20 protein-coding genes are annotated in these 20,829 nt (G+C 50.8%); all 20 read left to right on the top strand.

Annotated elements, in window-relative coordinates; all coding sequences use genetic code 11:
- The first annotated feature begins 46 nt into the window (after positions 1-46).
- Positions 47-1,189: a cell division protein FtsZ gene (gene ftsZ, locus KOG47_RS08340; protein ID WP_015881313.1), complete on the top strand. Its 1,143-nt coding sequence runs from the start codon at positions 47-49 to the stop codon at positions 1,187-1,189.
- A gap of 51 nt (positions 1,190-1,240) precedes the next feature.
- Positions 1,241-2,002: a peptidoglycan editing factor PgeF gene (pgeF, locus tag KOG47_RS08335; protein WP_215244065.1), complete on the top strand. Its 762-nt coding sequence runs from the start codon at positions 1,241-1,243 to the stop codon at positions 2,000-2,002.
- Entirely contained in the window at positions 1,999-2,652 is a 654-nt protein-coding gene (locus tag KOG47_RS08330) for a YggS family pyridoxal phosphate-dependent enzyme (RefSeq protein ID WP_215244064.1), read from the top strand. Before pgeF ends, KOG47_RS08330 begins: the two co-directional genes overlap by 4 nt.
- 23 nt (positions 2,653-2,675) lie before the next feature.
- Positions 2,676-3,146, top strand: coding sequence for a cell division protein SepF (locus tag KOG47_RS08325; RefSeq protein ID WP_078146655.1), 471 nt, complete (start codon positions 2,676-2,678; stop codon positions 3,144-3,146).
- Positions 3,147-3,150: 4 nt separating this feature from the next.
- A complete protein-coding gene (locus KOG47_RS08320; protein WP_015881317.1) occupies positions 3,151-3,420 on the top strand; it encodes a YggT family protein in 270 nt (89 codons plus the stop codon).
- A gap of 3 nt (positions 3,421-3,423) precedes the next feature.
- Positions 3,424-4,194, top strand: a complete 771-nt coding sequence (locus tag KOG47_RS08315; RefSeq protein ID WP_078146656.1) for a YlmH family RNA-binding protein — start codon at positions 3,424-3,426, stop codon at positions 4,192-4,194.
- An 18-nt stretch (positions 4,195-4,212) separates the two neighbouring features.
- A complete protein-coding gene (locus KOG47_RS08310; RefSeq protein WP_074037318.1) occupies positions 4,213-4,761 on the top strand; it encodes a DivIVA domain-containing protein in 549 nt (182 codons plus the stop codon).
- A 275-nt stretch (positions 4,762-5,036) separates the two neighbouring features.
- The gene (gene ileS / locus KOG47_RS08305; RefSeq protein WP_215244063.1) at positions 5,037-7,763 is read left to right on the top strand and encodes an isoleucine--tRNA ligase; all 2,727 of its coding nucleotides are present in this window, start codon (positions 5,037-5,039) and stop codon (positions 7,761-7,763) included.
- 57 nt (positions 7,764-7,820) lie between these two features.
- Positions 7,821-8,294, top strand: a complete 474-nt coding sequence (gene lspA / locus KOG47_RS08300) for a signal peptidase II (RefSeq protein ID WP_214684520.1) — start codon at positions 7,821-7,823, stop codon at positions 8,292-8,294.
- Positions 8,294-9,205, top strand: coding sequence for an RluA family pseudouridine synthase (locus KOG47_RS08295; RefSeq protein WP_015881322.1), 912 nt, complete (start codon positions 8,294-8,296; stop codon positions 9,203-9,205). Before lspA ends, KOG47_RS08295 begins: the two co-directional genes overlap by 1 nt.
- 199 nt (positions 9,206-9,404) lie before the next feature.
- Positions 9,405-9,938 carry a bifunctional pyr operon transcriptional regulator/uracil phosphoribosyltransferase PyrR gene (pyrR, locus tag KOG47_RS08290; protein WP_015881323.1) on the top strand — a complete coding sequence of 178 codons (534 nt, stop codon included), beginning with the start codon at positions 9,405-9,407 and terminating at the stop codon, positions 9,936-9,938.
- Between the two features lie 48 nt (positions 9,939-9,986).
- Positions 9,987-11,291, top strand: a complete 1,305-nt coding sequence (locus KOG47_RS08285) for a uracil-xanthine permease family protein (RefSeq protein ID WP_015881324.1) — start codon at positions 9,987-9,989, stop codon at positions 11,289-11,291.
- A 129-nt stretch (positions 11,292-11,420) separates the two neighbouring features.
- Positions 11,421-12,335, top strand: coding sequence for an aspartate carbamoyltransferase catalytic subunit (locus KOG47_RS08280; protein ID WP_084543094.1), 915 nt, complete (start codon positions 11,421-11,423; stop codon positions 12,333-12,335).
- Positions 12,332-13,612 carry a dihydroorotase gene (locus KOG47_RS08275; RefSeq protein WP_215244062.1) on the top strand — a complete coding sequence of 427 codons (1,281 nt, stop codon included), beginning with the start codon at positions 12,332-12,334 and terminating at the stop codon, positions 13,610-13,612. Before KOG47_RS08280 ends, KOG47_RS08275 begins: the two co-directional genes overlap by 4 nt.
- Positions 13,590-14,672 (top strand): carbamoyl phosphate synthase small subunit, encoded by a 1,083-nt coding sequence (locus KOG47_RS08270; RefSeq protein WP_215244061.1) that lies wholly within the window; start codon positions 13,590-13,592, stop codon positions 14,670-14,672. Before KOG47_RS08275 ends, KOG47_RS08270 begins: the two co-directional genes overlap by 23 nt.
- A gap of 1 nt (position 14,673) precedes the next feature.
- Complete coding sequence (carB, locus tag KOG47_RS08265; RefSeq protein WP_159562063.1) at positions 14,674-17,877, top strand: carbamoyl-phosphate synthase large subunit; 3,204 nt, start codon at positions 14,674-14,676, stop codon at positions 17,875-17,877.
- A complete protein-coding gene (locus KOG47_RS08260; protein WP_215244060.1) occupies positions 17,874-18,593 on the top strand; it encodes a dihydroorotate dehydrogenase electron transfer subunit in 720 nt (239 codons plus the stop codon). The genes carB and KOG47_RS08260 overlap by 4 nt, the downstream gene beginning before the upstream one ends.
- Complete coding sequence (locus tag KOG47_RS08255; protein WP_214691076.1) at positions 18,590-19,516, top strand: dihydroorotate dehydrogenase; 927 nt, start codon at positions 18,590-18,592, stop codon at positions 19,514-19,516. The genes KOG47_RS08260 and KOG47_RS08255 overlap by 4 nt, the downstream gene beginning before the upstream one ends.
- Positions 19,491-20,195 (top strand): orotidine-5'-phosphate decarboxylase, encoded by a 705-nt coding sequence (pyrF, locus tag KOG47_RS08250; protein ID WP_215244059.1) that lies wholly within the window; start codon positions 19,491-19,493, stop codon positions 20,193-20,195. Before KOG47_RS08255 ends, pyrF begins: the two co-directional genes overlap by 26 nt.
- Positions 20,179-20,805, top strand: a complete 627-nt coding sequence (gene pyrE / locus KOG47_RS08245; RefSeq protein ID WP_215244058.1) for an orotate phosphoribosyltransferase — start codon at positions 20,179-20,181, stop codon at positions 20,803-20,805. Before pyrF ends, pyrE begins: the two co-directional genes overlap by 17 nt.
- Positions 20,806-20,829 lie beyond the last annotated feature (24 nt).

The following is a 20,829-nucleotide window of genomic DNA, read 5'->3' as shown; positions in this document are numbered from 1 at the left end:
GCTGACGATGTAATACAACTTGGAAAATACGTAGGGGGATACCTGAATGATGTACTTTGATGAGGCGATTGACGCCGTAGCAAAAATTAAAGTAATTGGAGTCGGTGGCGGCGGGTCAAACGCCGTTAACCGCATGATTGAACATGGGGTACAAGGAGTCGAGTTCATCGCAGTCAACACGGATGCACAAGCGTTGAACATGTCGAAAGCCGACGTGAAGCTTCAACTTGGTGCAAAATTGACACGCGGTCTCGGTGCAGGTGCGAATCCGGATATCGGTAAAAAGGCGGCTGAAGAAAGCCGTGAACAGTTGATTGAAGCACTTGACGGTGCAGATATGGTATTCGTCACAGCTGGAATGGGTGGCGGAACGGGAACAGGTGCTGCTCCGGTCATCGCCGAGATTTCAAAAGAAATCGGCGCACTCACGGTCGGTGTCGTGACAAAACCGTTCATGTTTGAAGGACGGAAACGTATGCAACACGCACAGCACGGTATTCAAGCGTTCAAAGAAAAAGTAGATACCCTCATTGTGATTCCGAACGATAAGCTTCTTGAAATCGTGGAACGCAACACACCGATGATCGAAGCGTTCCGTGAAGCGGATAACGTCCTTCGTCAAGGTGTACAGGGAATCACAGACTTGATCGCCATCCCTGGTCTCATTAACCTCGACTTCGCGGACGTGAAAACGATCATGACGGAGAAAGGGTCTGCCCTTATGGGTGTCGGTGTCGCGACAGGTGAAAACCGTGCCGTTGAAGCAGCGAAGAAAGCAATTTCGTCACCACTTCTCGAATCTTCAATCGAAGGAGCGAAAGGTGTCTTGATGAACATCACTGGTGGACTTAGCCTTAGCTTGTTTGAAGTGACGGAGGCGGCTCAAATCGTTCAAAGTGCGGCTGATGAAGAAGTGAACTTGATCTTCGGTTCGGTCATCAACGAAAACTTGAACGATGAAATCATCGTTACCGTGATCGCAACTGAATTCGCTGAAGAAGCACAAGGAACGAACCCGTTCCTTCAGCAGCCGAAAAAACAGCCTGAGGTTGAGAACAAGGAACCCCAACCAAAAGCAAATGAAGCGGCTCAACAAGACGAAGGGAACTTCCATCGCCCAGTGTATGGAGGAGACGTCCCAGACGAGACGATCAACATCCCTGCGTTTGTGAGACAACGCCGTAACTAAACAACTAGGGGTGCCGGTACTCGGCATCCCTTTTTCTAAAAGGAGAGACCGATGCAACTGCTACATACTTGGGAAACCGAAACAAACCGTTATCATGCTTACGCGACGACACGAACGGACGGACATAATGCTGGAAACGTCGGATTACATGTGGGCGATGAAATTGACCGAGTCGTCGAAAATCGTCAACAGTTCTTTCAACAAGCCGGGCTCTCGTTAGAGGACTCCGTGTGGGCGGATCAAGTACATGGTACGACTGTCCAAGTCGTCGATTCGTCGGACAAAGGTAAGGGGGCATTCCGATATGAAGAGGCGATTCCGAAAACAGATGGGCTTCTCACAACCGAAGACGCGTTACCGTTAGCCCTCGTCTTTGCTGATTGTGTACCGCTCTTCTTCTGTGCGAAAGATCATGGAGTCATCGGCATCGCTCATGCCGGGTGGAAGGGAACGGTCGGAAACATCGTTAAGACCATGATGCAGGCGTTTGCTGAGCAAGGAATCGAGGCGACCGATATAGACATGCTCGTCGGTCCCTCCATCTCAGGAAGTGACTATGAGGTCGATGGTCGTGTTCTCCAGGCCGTCCGGGATGTTTCGCCGATTGCATATGAACGGTCAGTGCGAAACGAGTTGGGTGAGCACGCGCTCTTGTCCCTCCAAACCGTCAATGAAGTATTGGCAAAAGAACATGACACTGAGGTCATGCAATCGAATTTAACGACTGGCGCGGACAGCCCGTTTTTCTCCTATCGAGATGGAGAGACGAAACGTCGGTTTGCGGCAGTCATTGTCAAGGAGCGCAAATCGTGAGTATTTCAGATAATGTTAAAAAAGTTCAATCCATCATGGCATCACATGTTCAAGAAGTAGAACCGACACTCATCGCAGTCACGAAATCGGTCGGTGTCGATGTGGCGAATGCCCTTTATGAAGAAGGGATTCGTGATTTCGGAGAAAACCGTCCAGATTCTTTACTCGAGAAGGTTGAAGGGATGCCGAAGGATGCAAGATTTCATTTTATCGGTACGTTACAGACACGCAAAGTGAGACAAATCATTGATTACGTCGCGGCAATTCATTCGCTCGACCGCTTGTCTCTTGCATCGGAGATTGACAAGCGCGCGAGCCGAACAATCGATTGTTTCGTTCAAGTGAACACGTCAGGAGAAGATTCAAAACATGGTCTCGAAATAGAGGAAGTCGTGCCCTTCATCGAGAACTGTAAACAGTATCCTCATATTCGAATCATCGGGCTGATGACGATGGCACCATTCACTGAAGAAGAGTCAACTCTTCGTGAAACGTTCCGCCGTCTCCGTCATCTACGTGATGAAGTGAAGGCAAATGCGTTTGAACACGCACCATGCACGGAGCTGTCGATGGGGATGTCAAACGATTATCCAATCGCGATTGAAGAAGGCGCATCGTTTGTTCGTATTGGTACCGTACTTGTGCAATAATATATCTTAAGGAGGAATCCGTTATGTCAATCAAAAACAAAATGAAAGATTTCTTTGGACTCGAAGAAGATCCGAACAGCACATATGAAGAAGAAGAGTATACTGTGGCAAATGCAGCAGCTCCGTCTACAACCGAAACATCTGTCGTCAGACAGGATGATCGTCCAAAATCAGCGAATAATCTCGTGGCATTAAATACGAAAAAGAAAGACCGTTCAAAAGTCGTATTGGCTGAGCCGCGTGTGTTCGCTGAGGCGCAAGACATTAGCGATCATTTGAAAGAAAACCGTGCTGTCATCGTCAACCTTCAGCGCATGTCAAAAGAGCAATCGCGTCAAGTCGTCAACTTCCTCTCAGGTGTCGTATACGCCCTTGAGGGATCGATGACTTCGATTGGACATAACACGATTCTGTGTACTCCGAACAACGTCGAATTGACTGGTTCAATCTCAAACTTGATATCGGAGGATGAACTTCACAGTAAAGGGTGGTAACTGAATGGAAAACGTAATCCCTGCCTTAGGCAACACGTTGAGCGATCTACTTGGTATCTATAGTTGGGTCCTCATCGGCTATATTTTATTATCATGGTTCCCGAACGCACGCGAATCTAAATTTGGTCAAATCTTATCGTTTTTGTGTGAACCGTTCTTGGCGCCGTTTCGCCGGATCATCCCACCGATTGGTGGTATGCTTGATATCTCCCCAATCGTTGCGCTGTTCGTGCTTCGTATGGCCCAAGCCGGCATCGCTGCGATCTTTGGGTGACGTATGAGCGTCTATGACCATTATCGACCAAGTGAACGCGCGTTCGTTGAACAAGTGCTCGACTGGGTACAACAAGTGGAGAATAGCTATGTGTTGAAATTGACGGATTTTCTAGACCCACGTGAACAGCAAATCGTCAAACAACTCGTCGGTAAACAACTTGTCATTCATGATGATGGCGGATTTGAAGGCGCGGAAAGACGTCGTCTGATTTTAGCGCCGGATTACTATGAACTCAATCCAGATGATTTTGAGATTGAGATCCGTCGAATCGAGTACCCAACAAAATTCGTGGACTTGACGCATCGACAAGTGACAGGAACATTGCTGAACGCTGGACTGAAACGTCAAAAGTTCGGAGATGTCGTTCTTGACGATGAGATTGTACAATTTGCGACGACGCGTGAAGCGGTCGGGTTCATTGAAATGAATCTTGAACGTGTCGGAAAAGCGAGAGTTCGCATTTCTTCCGTGCCAAAAGACGAGGTTCTTGTCGTCCCTGCGACCGAATGGATCGAAGGGTTCGGCATCGTCTCTTCCTTACGATTTGATACGGTCGCAAGCGAGGTGCTTAACATCTCTCGGCAAAAAGCGCAGGCGCTCGTCAAACATGGCGACTGTAAAGTGAATCATAAAGTCATTGAAGACGCGAGCTTCATCCTTGAACCGGATGATCTACTATCCGTCCGTGGATATGGTCGCATCAAATTGATGGAGATTCTCGGATCGACCAAACGTGAAAAAATTAAAATCCAGTATGGCACCATACGTTGAAATTAGGAGGAAAGTCGAATGGCGTTGACACCGATTGATATTCATAATAAAGAATTCTCTTCCCGTTTTCGTGGGTACGACATCGATGAGGTCAATGAATTTTTAGATCAAATCATTAAAGAGTTTGAACTATTGATTCGTGAGAATCGACGGTATGAAGAACTTGTCAACGATATGCAAGCCCGCATTGACTACTTCTCCTCGATGGAAGATACGTTGAACAAATCGATTATCGTCGCGCAGGAAGCGGCGGAAGAAGTGAAGAACAATGCTCAAAAAGAAGCGAGTCTCATCTTGAAACAAGCGGAACGTGAAGCGTTCGCTCGTGAAGAGGAAGCGGCGCGCAAAGAGCAACTTGCTGAACGAGAAGTCGTTCAAATGCTCAAGAAAGTAGAGTTGTATCGGACACGCTTCCGCGTCCTCGTCGATGCGCAAATGGAACTTCTCAACAGTACGGAATGGGAAACGATTGTCGGGGAACCGCCTGTGCAGACGGTTCTTGACGATAGAACAGAACTTGCGTATAATGACGACGAAGTCACACGTAATGAAGAACAACACGGATAAATGATCAACACGTTGAGTAGGACGCGTCGATCGAGTCATACCTACGAAGCGACTTAGGGACGGTGAGAGCCTAGGAGAAAGACTTGAATCGGTATCCCCTATGAGTCGTCACGCTGAAGTGAAGTAAGCGTGACCGCCTGACCTCGTTATCGGTTACCGAGAGCGGTCTCATGATGATGAGACTAGTAGGGTGGTACCGCGAGTCAACCAACTCGTCCCTATCAGGGATGGGTTGGTTTTTTTGTTTTCTAAAAAATGTTGATGGAGGAGTTTCGATGAACTACAAAGACACGCTATTAATGCCAAACACAGAATTCGCGATGCGTGGGAATTTACCAAAGCGCGAGCCAGCGATGCAAACAGAATGGGAAGATATGGACCTTTACAACAAGGTACAAGAAAAAAATGCTGGGAAACCACAATATATCTTACATGATGGACCTCCATATGCGAACGGTGACATCCACATGGGACACGCGATGAACAAAGTATTGAAAGACATCATCGTTCGTTTCAAAGGGATGAACGGCTATCAGTCTCCAATGATTCCAGGATGGGACACGCACGGTCTTCCAATCGAGAACGCCCTTCAAAAAGCAGGCGTCAATCGTAAGGAAATGACAGTCGCGGAATTCCGTGAAAAGTGTGCAGAGTATGCGATGGAGCAAGTGAACTCGCAACGCGAACAATTCAAACGTCTCGGTCTTCTCGCAGACTTTGAGAACCCATACATCACGCTCCTTCCTGAATACGAAGCGGCACAGATTCGTTTGTTCGGGTCGATGGCTGAGAAGGGTTATATCTACAAAGGGAAAAAACCGGTTTACTGGTCACCATCTTCCGAGTCGGCACTCGCGGAAGCAGAGATTGAATATTACGATAAAAAATCACCGGCTATCTACGTGGCGTTCCGTGTCGTGGACGGTAAAGATACGTTGACGTCAGACGATCACTTCGTCATCTGGACGACGACGCCTTGGACAATCCCGGCGAACCTTGGAATCGCGGTAAGTGATGAGTTGACTTACACGCGTATCGAACATGAAGGAAAAGGCTATATCGTCGCGGAAACGCTCGTTGAAGAAGTGACGGCAGCGCTCGGATGGACGGATTACACAGTGAGTGGGTCTTGGAACGGACGTGACTTCGAGTACATGACGGCCCAACATCCATTGTATGACCGGACGTCACTCGTCATCCTTGGCGACCACGTCACTGCGGATGCGACTGGACTCGTACACACAGCACCTGGACACGGGGAAGACGACTATCGCGTCGGACAGGCTTACGGATTAGACGTCCTTTGCCCGGTGGATGACCGTGGCTATATGACAGACGAAGCCCCTGGTTTCGAAGGTCTCTTCTACGAAGATGCGAACAAACAAATTGGTATGAAGCTTGAAGAGAACGGCTACTTGCTCAACTTGAAGTTCATCAAACACTCGTACCCGCATGACTGGCGTACGAAGAAGCCGGTCATCTTCCGTGCGACACCACAATGGTTCGCGTCCATCAAAGATTTCCGTGAAGACATGCTCCGTGAGATCGAGGAAGTGAACTGGGTCCCTGAATGGGGAATGACACGTCTCTACAACATGGTCCGTGACCGTGGAGATTGGGTCATCAGCCGTCAGCGTGCCTGGGGAGTTCCAATCCCAATCTTCTATGCGGAAGATGGAACGGAAATCATCACGAACGAGACAATCGACCACATCGCCAACTTATTCCGTGAGCACGGTTCAAACGTTTGGTATGAGCGTGAAGCGAAAGACCTTCTCCCTGCAGGGTTCACTCACCCGAACAGTCCGAACGGTGAATTCCGTAAAGAGCTCGACATCATGGACGTCTGGTTCGATTCAGGTTCTTCACACGCTGGTGTATTAGAAGAACGCGAAAACCTTCGTCGTCCGGCTGACCTTTACCTTGAAGGATCGGACCAATATCGTGGTTGGTTCAACTCGTCACTCTCGACGGCCGTTGCGACGACTGGGAAAGCACCGTACCGGAATGTCTTGAGTCACGGATTCGTCCTCGATGGGGACGGACGCAAAATGTCGAAATCGCTCGGTAACACGATTGCACCGAACGATCTTGTGAAGCAGTATGGCGCAGAGATCGTACGCCTTTGGGTCGCATCCGTCGATTACCAGTCGGACGTACGTGCGTCACACGATAACTTCAAACAGGTGTCAGAAGTTTACCGGAAGATGCGTAACACGATTCGCTTCTTACTCGGGAACTTGAACGGGTTCGAGCCATCGATGCGTGTCGCATTTGATGATATGCCGGAAGCGGACCGCTTCATGGCGACGAAGCTCAAACAATTGCAGACAAAAGTTGTCAAAGCATATGATGAGTTTGACTTTATGGCCGTGTATCACCTCGTTCATAACTTCTGTGTCAACGAGTTGTCATCGTTCTACCTCGACTTCACAAAAGATATCCTATATATCGAACGTGAAGACGATCTCCGTCGTCGTGCCGTTCAGACGGTCATGTACGATGCCGTCGTCCTCTTGACGAAACTATTGGCTCCAATCCTTCCACACACTGCCGATGAGGCATGGAAAGAAGTGCCTGGAAAGTCAGAAGCAAGCATCTTCTTGACGGATTTAGAAGAAGTGAGCGCGCTCACAGGAGACGAAACGGCATTACTCGAGAAGTGGTCGAAGTTCCTCGTCTTCCGCGACGACGTCCTCAAAGCGATTGAAATCGCACGTGGAGAAAAGTTGATCGGGAAACCGCTCGAAGCGAAGTTGATTCTCGCACCAAAAGCAGAGACTGCCGACTTGTTGAACACGATCGACAATGTCAGCCAACTGCTTCAAGTATCGCAAGTGAAGTGGGCTGAGACGGCAGACGTCGATTATGCGACGACGAAAATCACAGTCATGAAAGCGGATGGAGCCGCTTGTGCACGTTGTTGGACATACTCGACAGAGCTTGGACAAAACGAAGAGCATCCAGAGCTTTGCCCACGCTGTGCATCAGTAATCGGTTAAGACGAACCGGAGTGGCGTCCCCACTCCGGTTTCTTAACGGCTTGAAAGGAGACGCATATGAAACGATATTATGGATTGGCGCTCATCTTGATTTTGATCGATCAACTCACAAAATGGGTAGTCGTTCAAACGATGACAATTGGTCAATCGATTGAAGTCATCCCGAACTTGTTATACTGGACGTCCTACCGCAATAAAGGAGCGGCTTGGGGGATGTTAGAAGGACAGATGGCGTTCTTCTTTATCATCACCATACTTGTCGTTGCCGGACTCGTTTACTTCTTGCACAAAGAGGTGAACGGCTATCAACTCATCGGATATAGTGTCGGATTACTGTTGGCCGGTGCCATCGGTAACTTTATTGATCGTTTGTTCCGTGGCGAAGTCGTCGACTTTGTCGATACGTATCCGTTCGGATACAACTTCCCGATTTTTAACGTGGCTGATATGGCACTCACGTTTGGTGTCATCTTGATGGTCATCGGGATTTTATTTGAAGAAAAATTACACAAAGAAAGGGGACAATCGTAATGGAATCGTATACTTTTGTCGCCGATGAAAAGGCAAGGATTGATAAGTGGGTCAGTGACCGTGGTGAATGGTCACGCTCTCAAGTACAGGAATGGATCAAGACGGGAGCCCTCCTCGTCAACGGTAGTGCCGTGAAAGCGAACTACAAGCTTCAAGTGGGGGATGAAGTGGAAGTGAACGTGCCGGAAGCGGTCGAACTCGAAGTGTTGCCTGAAGACATCCCGCTCGAGATCGTCTTTGAAGACGAGGACGTCATCGTCGTCAACAAGGCACGCGGGATGGTCGTTCACCCTGCAGCTGGACACACGTCAGGGACGCTCGTCAATGCGCTACTTTATCATTGTGATGACCTCTCGGGTATCAACGGTGTCAAACGTCCAGGAATCGTCCATCGGATTGATAAGGACACGACGGGTCTTCTCATGGTCGCCAAAAATGACTTGGCCCATGAATCGCTGGCGAGCCAGTTGAAGGACAAGACCATCAAACGCGAGTATATCGCGCTCGTCCATGGCGAACTCGTCCACGAACTTGGAACGATTGAAGCACCGATTGGTCGCGATACGAATGATCGTCAGCGAATGACCGTGACGGACCGGAACGCAAAAGAAGCCGTGACGCACTTCCGTTTACTCGAACGTTATAAAGACTTCACGCTCGTGGAGTGTAAATTAGAGACTGGACGCACGCATCAGATTCGCGTTCATATGCGTTATATCGGTCATCCGCTCGCCGGTGACCCGAAATATGGTCCACGCCGCACGATTGATTTGGGCGGTCAAGCGCTCCATGCGGCAACACTCGGATTCCACCATCCACGTACGAAAGAATGGATGGAGTTTGAGGCACCATTACCAGAAGACTTTAATGCGGAACTCGCAAAATTAGATAAAATCGAGAAAACTCGTTGACTTCTGTCACGTTCCGATTTATAGTCTAGGAAGCATAACACCTTTAAACCCAGTCCAGAGAGGCTGTGAAAGGATTGTGACCGCGGTCACATGTACGTCAATTCAACCCCGGCATTCGTATGCCGTTTTTGATGAAGACTCCCTTTCCAGCCGGATGAGGGAGTCTTCTTTTTTAGTGAAGCTTGGAAGGAGGAATCACGTGAAACAATCAGTCATTTTAGATGAGTCAGCAATCCGTCGTGCTTTGACCCGAATCGCACACGAAATTATCGAGCGAAACAAAGGAATCGATGACGTCGTCCTCGTCGGAATCAAGACGAGAGGTGAGACGCTCGCTGACCGACTCGCTCGCCGAATCGAGGAGATTGAAGGCAAGCCGGTCGCACTCGGCAATCTCGACATCACCTTGTATCGCGACGATCTATCGAAGAAGTCGTTAGACCCTGAAGTCAAAGCGACGGAACTACCCCATGATATCAATGGAAAGACCGTCGTCCTCGTCGATGATGTCCTTTACACAGGTCGTACAGTTCGTGCCGCAATGGACGCGCTTGTCGACCATGGTCGTCCGGATTACATCCAACTTGCTGTCTTGATTGACCGAGGCCATCGGGAACTCCCGATTCGACCAGATTTTATCGGAAAGAACGTTCCGACGTCCAAGTCCGAGCAAGTCGTTGTGAGACTCAGTGAAGTCGACACGGCGGATGAAGTCACGATCCATCAGCAATAAACTCATACCTTTAAGGTGGTCCAGAGAGGCCAGGAAGGAGAATTCAATATGAAACAACCTGTTCTACACATCCACGAGCGTCCAGCTCACTTTCCACAATGGCTATTATTCAGCCTTCAACACGTCTTCGCCATGTTCGGAGCGACGATTTTAGTCCCGATTTTGACAGGATTAAATACATCGGTCGCCCTCGTCGCTTCCGGTGTGGCCACGCTCTCATTCTTAGCGATTACCCGCTTCAAAGTCCCAACATACTTAGGTTCAAGTTTTGCCTACATCGCCCCGATCATAGCGGTCAGCCAGCAATGGGGTGTCGAAGCCGCACTCTTCGGCGGAATCGTCGCCGGGTCTGTGTACGGTGTCGTCTCCTTGATCATCTATAAGACAGGCGTCAACTGGTTGCTCCGACTGCTCCCACCGGTCGTCGTTGGACCGGTCATCATGGTCATCGGACTCTCGCTCGCACCGGTCGCCATCGACATGTCGATGAATCAAGATGGTGCCTATAACGGGACGTTCATGACGATTGCCCTGCTTACACTTGGAATCACGATGCTTGCCATGACGAAACTGAAAGGTGTCTGGGGAGCGGTCCCAATCCTCTTTGGGATCGTGGGAGGATACGCAGTCGCAGCGGCATTCGGCATCATCGATTATTCGCCGATTCAACAAGCCAGCCTGTTCCAACTTCCTGACTTCACGATGGTGTTCGTCGACTACATGCCGATGTGGCAAGTCGGTGCCCTTCTCGCCATCGTTCCGGTCGCACTCGTCACGATGACGGAGCACATCGGAGATCAGATGGTCACGTCAAAAATTATCGGACGAGAAACGATGAAAGATCCAGGTCTCCATCGCACGCTACTCGGAGACGGAGTGGGAAAAGCCGTCGCCTCTGCACTCGGTGGACCACCATGTACGACTTACGGTGAGAACAACGGCGTCATGGCCATCACACGAGTCTACAGTGTCTACGTCATCGCTGGCGCAGCACTCATGGCCATCAGCTTCGGATTCCTCGGTCATATCGAAGCGTTCATCTCGACCATCCCGAACCCGGTCAAAGGTGGAATCTCGATCCTCTTGTTCGGTGTCATCGCCTCGAACGGATTACGGACGATGGTGGAGAGCAAAGTCGACTTGGCAGAAAAACGCAACTTGATCATCTCGTCGGTCATCCTCGTCATCGGACTCGGAGGTGCGATGGTTCAAATCGGGAGCTTCCCGGTACAAGGCATGGCACTCGCGACGGTCGTCGGCATTTTGTTGAACGCCATCTTACCGCATGAAGAAGACGACACAGCAGTCGAAGTCAACACAACTGAAGAAACGAAACAAGCAAGTAACTTTTAATTCGATCCCGTGAGGTCGGCAAAGTGAAGGCTCGTTTATTTGGGTGTACCCTGCCCAGATAAAGGCGTCCCTTCACATCGGTGAAGAGACGCCTTTTCTCTTTGCCTCTAATAAAAGGAGGAGACGAACATGAATACGATGCAAACAAACGTGAAACCGGTCAAACACTTCGTCAGTTTGGACACACTTTCCCTTGAAGAGATCATGGGCATGATTGAAGAATCATTGCGCTACAAGCAAGGTGATCTTCCTCCACTGTTTGACGGGAAGACCGTAGCGAACCTGTTCTTTGAAAACTCGACACGTACGAAAAACTCGTTTCAAATGGCCGAACGCCACTTGAACATGCAGGAGATTCCGTTCGATGTGACGACGTCATCGGTCACGAAAGGCGAGACGCTCTACGATACGTGTAAAACGCTCGAAGCCATCGGTGTGGATGCACTCGTCATTCGACATCCGGAAGCGGGCTATTATCACGAACTCATCGAAAAGTTGAATATCCCGGTGTTGAACGGAGGGGACGGGAGCGGGGAACATCCATCTCAATCGTTGCTCGACCTCGTTACCATCTTTGAAGAGTTCGGAACGTTCCAAGGATTGAACGTCGCCATCTGTGGTGACCTCGTCCATAGTCGGGTCGCTCGCTCAAACGCAAGCGTCTTGAAGCGCCTCGGAGCAAACGTGGTCGGTTGTAGTCCTGCCTCTTGGTGGGACGATTCGATGGGGCTAGAGCGAAAAGAACTCGATGACATCATAGGCGAATGTGACGTCATCATGTTGCTCCGTGTACAACACGAGCGCCATATCATGGGAGACGTCTTCTCGAAAGAAGAGTATCACACACAGTTCGGTTTGACGGTCGAACGCGTCGAGCGAATGAAGGCAGGCGCCATCATCATGCACCCGGCTCCGGTCAATCGGGATGTGGAGATTGCGGGAAGTCTGATCGAGCATGAACGGTCACGCATCTTCCCGCAAATGAAGAATGGGGTGTATGCCCGGATGAGCATCTTAAATCGAGCATTAGGAGGACAACAATGATACTTCAAAACGCGACATGGTATGACAAGGGAACGAAGCGTACGACATCCATTCAAGTGAAAGACGGAAAGATAAAATCACTCGACTATAAAGGGGAGACCGAGGGACAAGAAGTCCTCGATGCATCAGGCTATCTGCTCGCACCAGGACTCGTCGATGTCCACGTCCACTTGCGTGAACCAGGGGGCGAGGCGAAAGAGACGATTCAGACGGGGACGATGGCGGCAGCGGCAGGAGGATTTACGACTATCTGCTCGATGCCGAACACGAGACCGGTTCCTGACAATCGCGAAACAATGGACGTCCTCCTTCAAAAAATCGAACAAGATGCGGTCGTACGTGTGTTACCTTACGCCGCCATCACGAAACGACAGCTCGGGGAAGAACAGGTCGACATGGAATCGCTCGCAGATGCCTTCGCCTTCACGGATGATGGGGTCGGTGTCCAATCGGCGGCGATGATGCGACAAGCCATGCGTGAAGCGAAACGATTGAACAAAGCGGTCGTCGCCCACTGTGAGGACAATACGTTAAAGGCCGGGTCGGTCCACGAGGGCAAATTCAGTGAGGCGCATGGCATTCAAGGAATTCCGAGCCTTGCGGAGAGCATCCATATCGCTCGCGACGTTTTGATTGCTGAAGAGACAGGGTGTCATTATCATGTCTGTCACGTCTCATCCCGCCAATCGGTTCGTGTCATTCGGGATGCGAAACGAGCCGGCATCCACGTGACCGCAGAAGTGACGCCGCATCATCTCGTCTTGAGCGAGGACGATATCCCTGGGCTCGATGCAAACTTCAAGATGAACCCACCGCTCCGAAGCGAGGATGATCGACAGGCCCTCCTTGAGGGATTGTTTGACGGGACGATCGATATGATCGCAACGGACCATGCCCCCCATACAGTAGAAGAAAAAGCACAAGGGATAGAGCGGGCTCCGTTTGGAATTACCGGCTTCGAGACTGCCTTTCCACTTCTGTACACGACGTTTGTAAAAACGGGCGTCATGGAGGAGCATCAGTTGCTCGACTGGATGACGAAACGTCCGAGTGACGTATTCGGTTTATCGAGAGGAGAATTGAAAGTTGGGGTGGATGCGGACCTGATTCTCATCGATACGGAAACGTCTCGCACGGTCGTTCCTACGACATTTTACTCAAAAGGAAAGAATACACCGTTCGCAGGGAAAAAGCTTGTTGGATGGCCGGTCATGACGATGGTCGGCGGTGAAATTGTATATAAGGGGCGATTTGATGAAACGAACATTATGGCTTGAGGATGGAATGAATTTTGTCGGTAAAGGATTCGGGGCACCGGCTGATACGATGGGAGAAGTCGTTTTCCAGACAGGTATGACAGGATACCAAGAAATCTTATCAGATCCATCATACTGCGACCAAATGATTGTACTGACGAACCCATTGATTGGGAACTATGGTGTCAATCGTGAGGATTTTGAAACGACGATTCCGATGGCAAAAGCGTTAATCGTGAAAGAAGCATGCGATACGCCATCGAACTTCCGTTCAACGGCGACACTCGATGCGACACTCACCCGCTTCGGCATTCCGGGACTTTCGGATATCGATACACGGATGTTGACACGTCATTTACGAGCGAAAGGGGTCATGCGCGGTGTCCTCATCGATGGAGAGTTGACGTGGGACGAGGTACGAACCCGTTTTGATGAAGAATCGCCGAACGATCAAGTCGCACGCGTATCGACGAAGCGGACATATGTGAGTACGGGAGCTGGCCCTCGCATTGCTTTGATCGACTTCGGGGCGAAGCTTGGAATCATGCGCGAGTTGATGAAACGAGATTGTGAGGTCATCGTCTTCCCGCACGATGTGACGGCAGAGGACGTATTACGGTATGAGCCGGACGGCATCATGTTGTCAAATGGACCAGGAGATCCTAAAGACGTTCCGACGGCACTGCCGCTCATCGAGCAACTGATGCCGACGACACCGATGTTCGGGATTTGTCTCGGTCACCAACTGATTGCTCTCGCAAACGGTGCGAACACATTCAAGCTTCCGTTCGGACATCGTGGCGCGAATCATCCGGTGCTCGAGCTTGAGACCGGTGCCGTGACCATCACCTCTCAAAACCATGGATATGCGGTTGAGGAAACGTCACTGCTCGATACACCGCTCATCGTCACACACCGTGCGGTCAATGACGGAACGATCGAAGGGGTAAGACATCTCCATCACCCGACCTTCTCGGTACAGTATCATCCGGAGGCAGCACCGGGACCGTTCGACGCCAACGACTTATTTGACCGATTCATGCAACTCGTACAAGAAAACAAACAGAAAGTGGGAATTTGACATGCCAAAACGACCAGATATTCAGAAAATCCTCGTAATTGGATCAGGACCGATTGTAATCGGACAAGCAGCGGAGTTTGATTATGCTGGTACACAGGCATGTCTTGCCTTGAAAGAAGAAGGCTACGAAGTCATCCTCGTCAACTCGAATCCGGCCACCATCATGACAGATCCGACGACGGCGGACCGTGTCTATATCGAACCGCTCGAACCAGAATTCGTCGAGCGAATCATCCGGCAGGAACGTCCGGATGCACTCCTTGCCACGCTTGGCGGGCAGACGGGTTTGAACTTGGCTTTTGAACTCGACAAACGGGGCGTCTTGCGGGATTGTGGCGTGGAACTTCTTGGAACAAAATTGTCTGCGATCGTTCAGGCGGAGGACCGGGAACAGTTCCGTAACTTGATGTTCGAACTCGGTCACGGTGTACCTGAAAGTGAGATTGTCCATACGCTCGAGTCTGCCTGGGGATTTGCGGAACGGATCGGATACCCGATCATCATCCGACCTGCGTACACGCTCGGGGGAACTGGTGGCGGGATTGCCCATGACCGGGAATCGTTCGAGCAAATCGTTGAATCTGGATTAAAGGCGAGTCCTGTTACGCAAGTCTTGTTGGAGAAATCGATTGCCGGGATGAAAGAAGTCGAGTTCGAGGTCATGCGTGACTCGAGTGACCAAGCCATCATCGTCTGTGCGATGGAAAACTTTGACCCGGTTGGAGTCCACACCGGTGACTCGATCGTATTCGCCCCTACGCAGACGCTATCAGATCGGGATTATCAGATGTTACGCAGCGTCTCGCTCGATATCATTCGGGCACTCGGTATTGAGGGTGGGTGTAACATCCAATTCGCACTCGACCCAGACAGTTTCACGTACTATGTCATCGAAGTGAATCCACGTGTTTCACGGAGCTCAGCGCTCGCATCAAAAGCGACAGGCTATCCGATTGCCAAGCTTGCTGCGAAAGTCGCTGTCGGTTACAAGTTGTCAGAACTAAAAAACCCGGTCACAGAGACGAGCTACGCCTCGTTCGAACCGGCGCTCGATTACGTCGTCGCTAAAATCCCACGCTTCGCCTTCGATAAGTTTGAGTCCGCGGATCGCCGCTTAGGCACACAAATGAAGGCAACGGGTGAGGTCATGGCCATCGGTCGGAATTTAGAAGAGGCTCTGCTAAAAGCGGTTCGCTCGCTTGAACTGGGTATGGAAGAACTCCACCTTCCACAACTTCAAGCACTAGACACAGAACAGCTCGAGAATGGACTCATTCATCCGACAGACGAGCGTTTGTTCATCGTCTATGAGGCCCTTCGTCGCGGATACACGGTAGAAACGCTACACCAACTGACAAAAATCGATCGATTCTACTTACAGAAATTGAACCGGATCTGGCAGGCAGAGCAACAACTGATCAAGGAGCCGTTGACGTCAGAACGTCTACTGGATGTGAAACGTCTAGGGTTCAGTGATGTGGCAATCGCCCGTATGCTGTCGATGGATACAGAAGCGGTTCGCACGAAACGGAAAGAATGGAGCATTCGTCCCGTCTATAAGATGGTCGATACGTGTGCGGCCGAGTTTGCTTCTGAGACACCATACTTTTATGGGACATATGAAGTGGAGAACGAAGCGGTGAAGACAGACCGGGAGTCCATCCTCGTCCTTGGATCAGGTCCGATTCGAATCGGACAAGGTGTCGAGTTCGACTATGCGACCGTTCACTCAATCGAAACGATTCGAGATGCAGGATATGAAGCCATCATCATCAACAACAACCCAGAAACGGTCTCGACAGACTTCTCCATCTCCGATCGATTGTACTTCGAACCGTTGACGACAGAAGACGTATTAGAGGTCATCGAGAACGAAAACCCGCTAGGTGTCATCGTCCAATTCGGTGGACAGACTGCCATTAACTTGGCGGCATCGTTAGAAGCGAACGGCGTGAAAATTCTTGGGACGACGCTGGAAGATATCGACCGTGCCGAAGACCGAAAGGCGTTCGAAGCCACATTGTCAGCGGAACGATTGGCTCAACCACCAGGAAAGACTGCGACAAACGTGGAAGAGGCTGTCACATGTGCGAATGAGCTCGGCTATCCGGTACTCGTTCGACCATCGTACGTCCTCGGTGGACGGGCGATGGAAATCGTGTATGAACAGTCAGAGCTCGAGCGGTACATGCGACATGCGGTCATCGCCTCGAAAGATCGACCGGTTCTCATCGATCGCTACTTGACAGGAATTGAGATTGAAGTCGATGCCATCTGTGACGGGACGGACGTCTACATCCCAGGGATCATGGAGCATATCGAACGTGCCGGCGTACACTCAGGCGATTCCATTGCCGTCTATCCGCCTCAACGACTCAGTGAAGAACTGAAACAAAAAGTCGTCGATTATACAATCAAGTTAGCGAAAGCGTTCCGCATCAAAGGCCTTCTCAACATCCAGTTTGTCTATGCGGATGACCTGTATGTGATCGAGGTAAACCCACGTGCGAGTCGGACGGTCCCATTCATCTCGAAAGTAACGGGGTTACCGGTCGCACGGATTGCAACACAAACGATTCTTGGGACGAGTTTAAAAGAACTAGGTCTTGGGACAGGCATTCATCCTGAGTCGGACAGTATTTCGGTCAAAGTACCGGTCTTCTCGTTCGCGAAATTGAAAGAGGTAGACCCATCGCTCGGTCCCGAGATGAAGTCGACAGGAGAGGTCATGGCGACAGACCGGACGCTCGAAAAAGCGCTCTATAAAGGGCTCGTTGCAGCAGGGATGAACATCGCCTTGAAAGGGAACGTGCTCATGACGATTGCCGACCATGACAAAGACGAGGCCATCGCCTTGGCGAAACGATTTGACCGCCTCGGTTTCCGCCTCATGGCAACGAGTGGGACGGCTGATAGTCTTGAAGTGGAACAGATGCGTGTTCGTCGAGTCGGGAAAATTCAAGAAGACGGTGAGACGATGCTCAGTGTGATCGAGCGGGGAGACGTCGACTTGATCATCAATACGACGAGCCGCGACGCACTCGTCACGAAAGACGGGTTCTTGATTCGAAGAACGGCCGCCGAACAGGGCACGCTTTGCCTGACCTCGCTCGATACGGTCGAAGCCTTGTTACAAGTCATTGAAAGCCTGTCGTTCCAGACGGTCAGCATCCCGGCATTCACAACGTTCGGGGTGATGGTATGAGACATGACGTGACGATTGTGAGCAACCGGCAAATCGCCAAAGCGACGATGGAAATGAAAGTACGTTGCCCTGGGGTGGAGGTCGCCCCTGGGACATTCTTTCACATCAAGACGTCCGGTCTGTTACGTCGGCCGTTATCGGTGGCGAACGTCGAGGGGGACGAAATCACCTTCTTATACAAAGTGATTGGGGAAGGGACAACTGAGCTGGCAGGGAAACGAGTGGGGGACACGCTAGACGTCCTTGGTCCGCTCGGGAACGGTTTTCCACTGGCGCAACATGGAAAGCGAGTCGTCCTGGTCGGAGGTGGGATTGGGGTCCCACCGCTTTACTACGTCAGACGTCGACTACATGAGATGGGGATTGAAACGATTGCAATTCTCGGGTTTGATTCAAAAGAAAGCGTCTTTTATGAAGAAGCCTTTCGTGAACTTGGTGAGACGATCATCACGACAGTAGACGGTACTCACGGGGAGCTTGGCTTCGTCACTGGCCCCCTCGCACGCATCCAAGCCGATGTGTTGTTCAGTTGTGGTCCGGAAGCGATGTTAAAAGCAGTCGCCGCTTCACCAATTCCTGAACGATATCTCTCGATCGAGAATCGGATGGGTTGTGGCATAGGTGCTTGTTTTGCCTGTGTCTGTCAAGCGCCGGACGGCTATGTGAAAGTCTGTAGTGACGGTCCGGTATTCAATGCGGAAGAGGTGCTGTTATGAGATTGAATGTCGAGTTACCAGGTCTTCGTTTAAAAAATCCAATCATTCCGGCTTCCGGATGTTTCGGATTTGGGGAGGAATTCGCGAAGTTGTACGACCTCTCGATTTTGGGAGGGATCATGATCAAGGCAGCGACGGAGGAGTCGAGATTCGGTAATCCGACCCCACGTGTTGCCGAAACGGCACAGGGTATGCTCAACGCGATCGGTCTTCAAAATCCGGGAGTCGATGCGATCATCGAAGAAAAGTTACCATTTCTCTCGACGTTCGACACGGAAATCATCGCCAACGTTGCCGGTTCGACGCCAGATGAATACGTGGAAGTCGCCCGTCGAATCAGTGCCGACCCGACGATTAAAGCCATTGAATTGAACATCTCGTGTCCGAACGTGAAATGTGGAGGCATGCAGTTTGGGACGGACCCGGTGATGGCCGCAGAACTTACACGACTCGTCAAAGCGGCTTCAAGTAAGCCGGTCTATGTCAAACTGTCTCCGAACGTCACGTCAATCACCGACATGGCGCGAGCCGTCGAAGCAGCCGGGGCGGACGGCTTGACGATGATCAACACACTCGTAGGGATGCGAATCAATATCGAGACAGGTCGACCGATTTTAGCGAACCAAATCGGTGGGTTATCCGGTCCAGCCATCAAACCGGTAGCGGTCCGGATGGTGTATGAAGTCGCACAAGCGGTCGACATTCCTATCATCGCCATGGGCGGGGTTCGGACGGTCGACGATGTGCTCGAGTTTATTTACGCGGGGGCTTCTGCCGTTGCCGTCGGGACGGCGAACTTTGAAAATCCATACGTCTGTCAGGAAATCATTGAAGCGTTACCGGCACGACTTGATTCACTCGGAATCGAACATATTTTGGATGTGAGGGGGAAGGCCTATGCGCAACTTGTATCTCGCCCTTGACGTGGAAACGCGGGACGAAGCGTTTCATTTGTTAAAACGATTTTCAAACCGACCGGCTGTCAAAGTCGGGATGGAACTCTTTTATCGGGAAGGCGCACGCTTTGTCGAAGAATTGGTCGACGAGGGTTATCCGGTCTTTCTAGATGTGAAAGTACACGATATCCCGGAGACGGCACGCCGTACGATGCGACAAATCGGAAAGCTCGGGGTGGCTGTGACGAATGTCCACACATTAGGCGGCGAAAAGATGATGCGTTATGCGTTAGACGGGTTACGTCAGGCAAACGATACGACTCGATTGATCGGGGTCACACAGTTGACGTCGACAGATGAACGAATGATGCAGACAGAGCTCGGGATTGCTGGACGACTCGATCTAGCCGTTCTCAGACAAGCGACACTTGCGAAGCAGGCAGGACTTGACGGAGTAGTCGCATCCGTTCAAGAAGCGAAAGCGATTCATCAAAAACTAGGGAACACGTTCATGACGGTCACACCTGGCATCCGACTCGGTGCAACCGAGGATGATCAAGTCCGTATCGCGACGCCACAGGAAGCGAGATTGGCGGGCGTTCACTCAATTGTCGTCGGCCGACCGATTACACGTGCGACTGATCCGATGGCCATGTACGACCAATTTATGAAGGAATGGGGACAAATGAATGAAACAAATCGCTGAGGCACTTTTACAGATTGAAGCCGTCACACTATCACCGACTGAGCCGTATACATGGTCGAGCGGATTGAAGAGTCCGATCTACTGCGACAATCGACTCACACTCAGTTATCCGAAAGTGCGTCAAGTCATCGTCGATGGATTGGTGAAGTCAGTGAATCCGACCGATGTCGATGTGATCGCAGGGACGGCCACGGCAGGTATCCCTCACGGGGCATTGCTCGCTGACCGACTCGGGCTTCCATTCATTTATGTCCGTTCGAGTGCAAAAGGGCATGGGAAAGGCAATCAAATTGAAGGAAGACTCGAGGCAGGCGCTCGAGTACTCGTCATCGAGGATTTATTGTCGACCGGGATGTCGAGTATCGATGCGGCGAAGGCGATTCGTCAGGCGAGTGGTGACGTCATTGGGATTCAAGCCATCTTCTCGTACGAATTACCGGTTCTTCAGAAGAATCTAAGCGATGCAGATCTGACGGCAACATCGTTGACAACGTTCTCAGAATTGATTGAAGTGGCAGAGAGTACGGGCGTTCTAAACCGTTCGGAGCTCGATTCGCTTCGCGACTGGCAAGAAGATCCTCGTGCCTGGAGCGACCTCGTCACCTCTTAAGAATCCACCTTCGGGCGGATTCTT

This window comes from Exiguobacterium sp. s121, from assembly GCF_018617245.1.
Lineage (GTDB): Bacteria > Bacillota > Bacilli > Exiguobacteriales > Exiguobacteriaceae > Exiguobacterium > Exiguobacterium profundum.
This window is presented reverse-complemented; position numbering and strand designations above follow the sequence as displayed.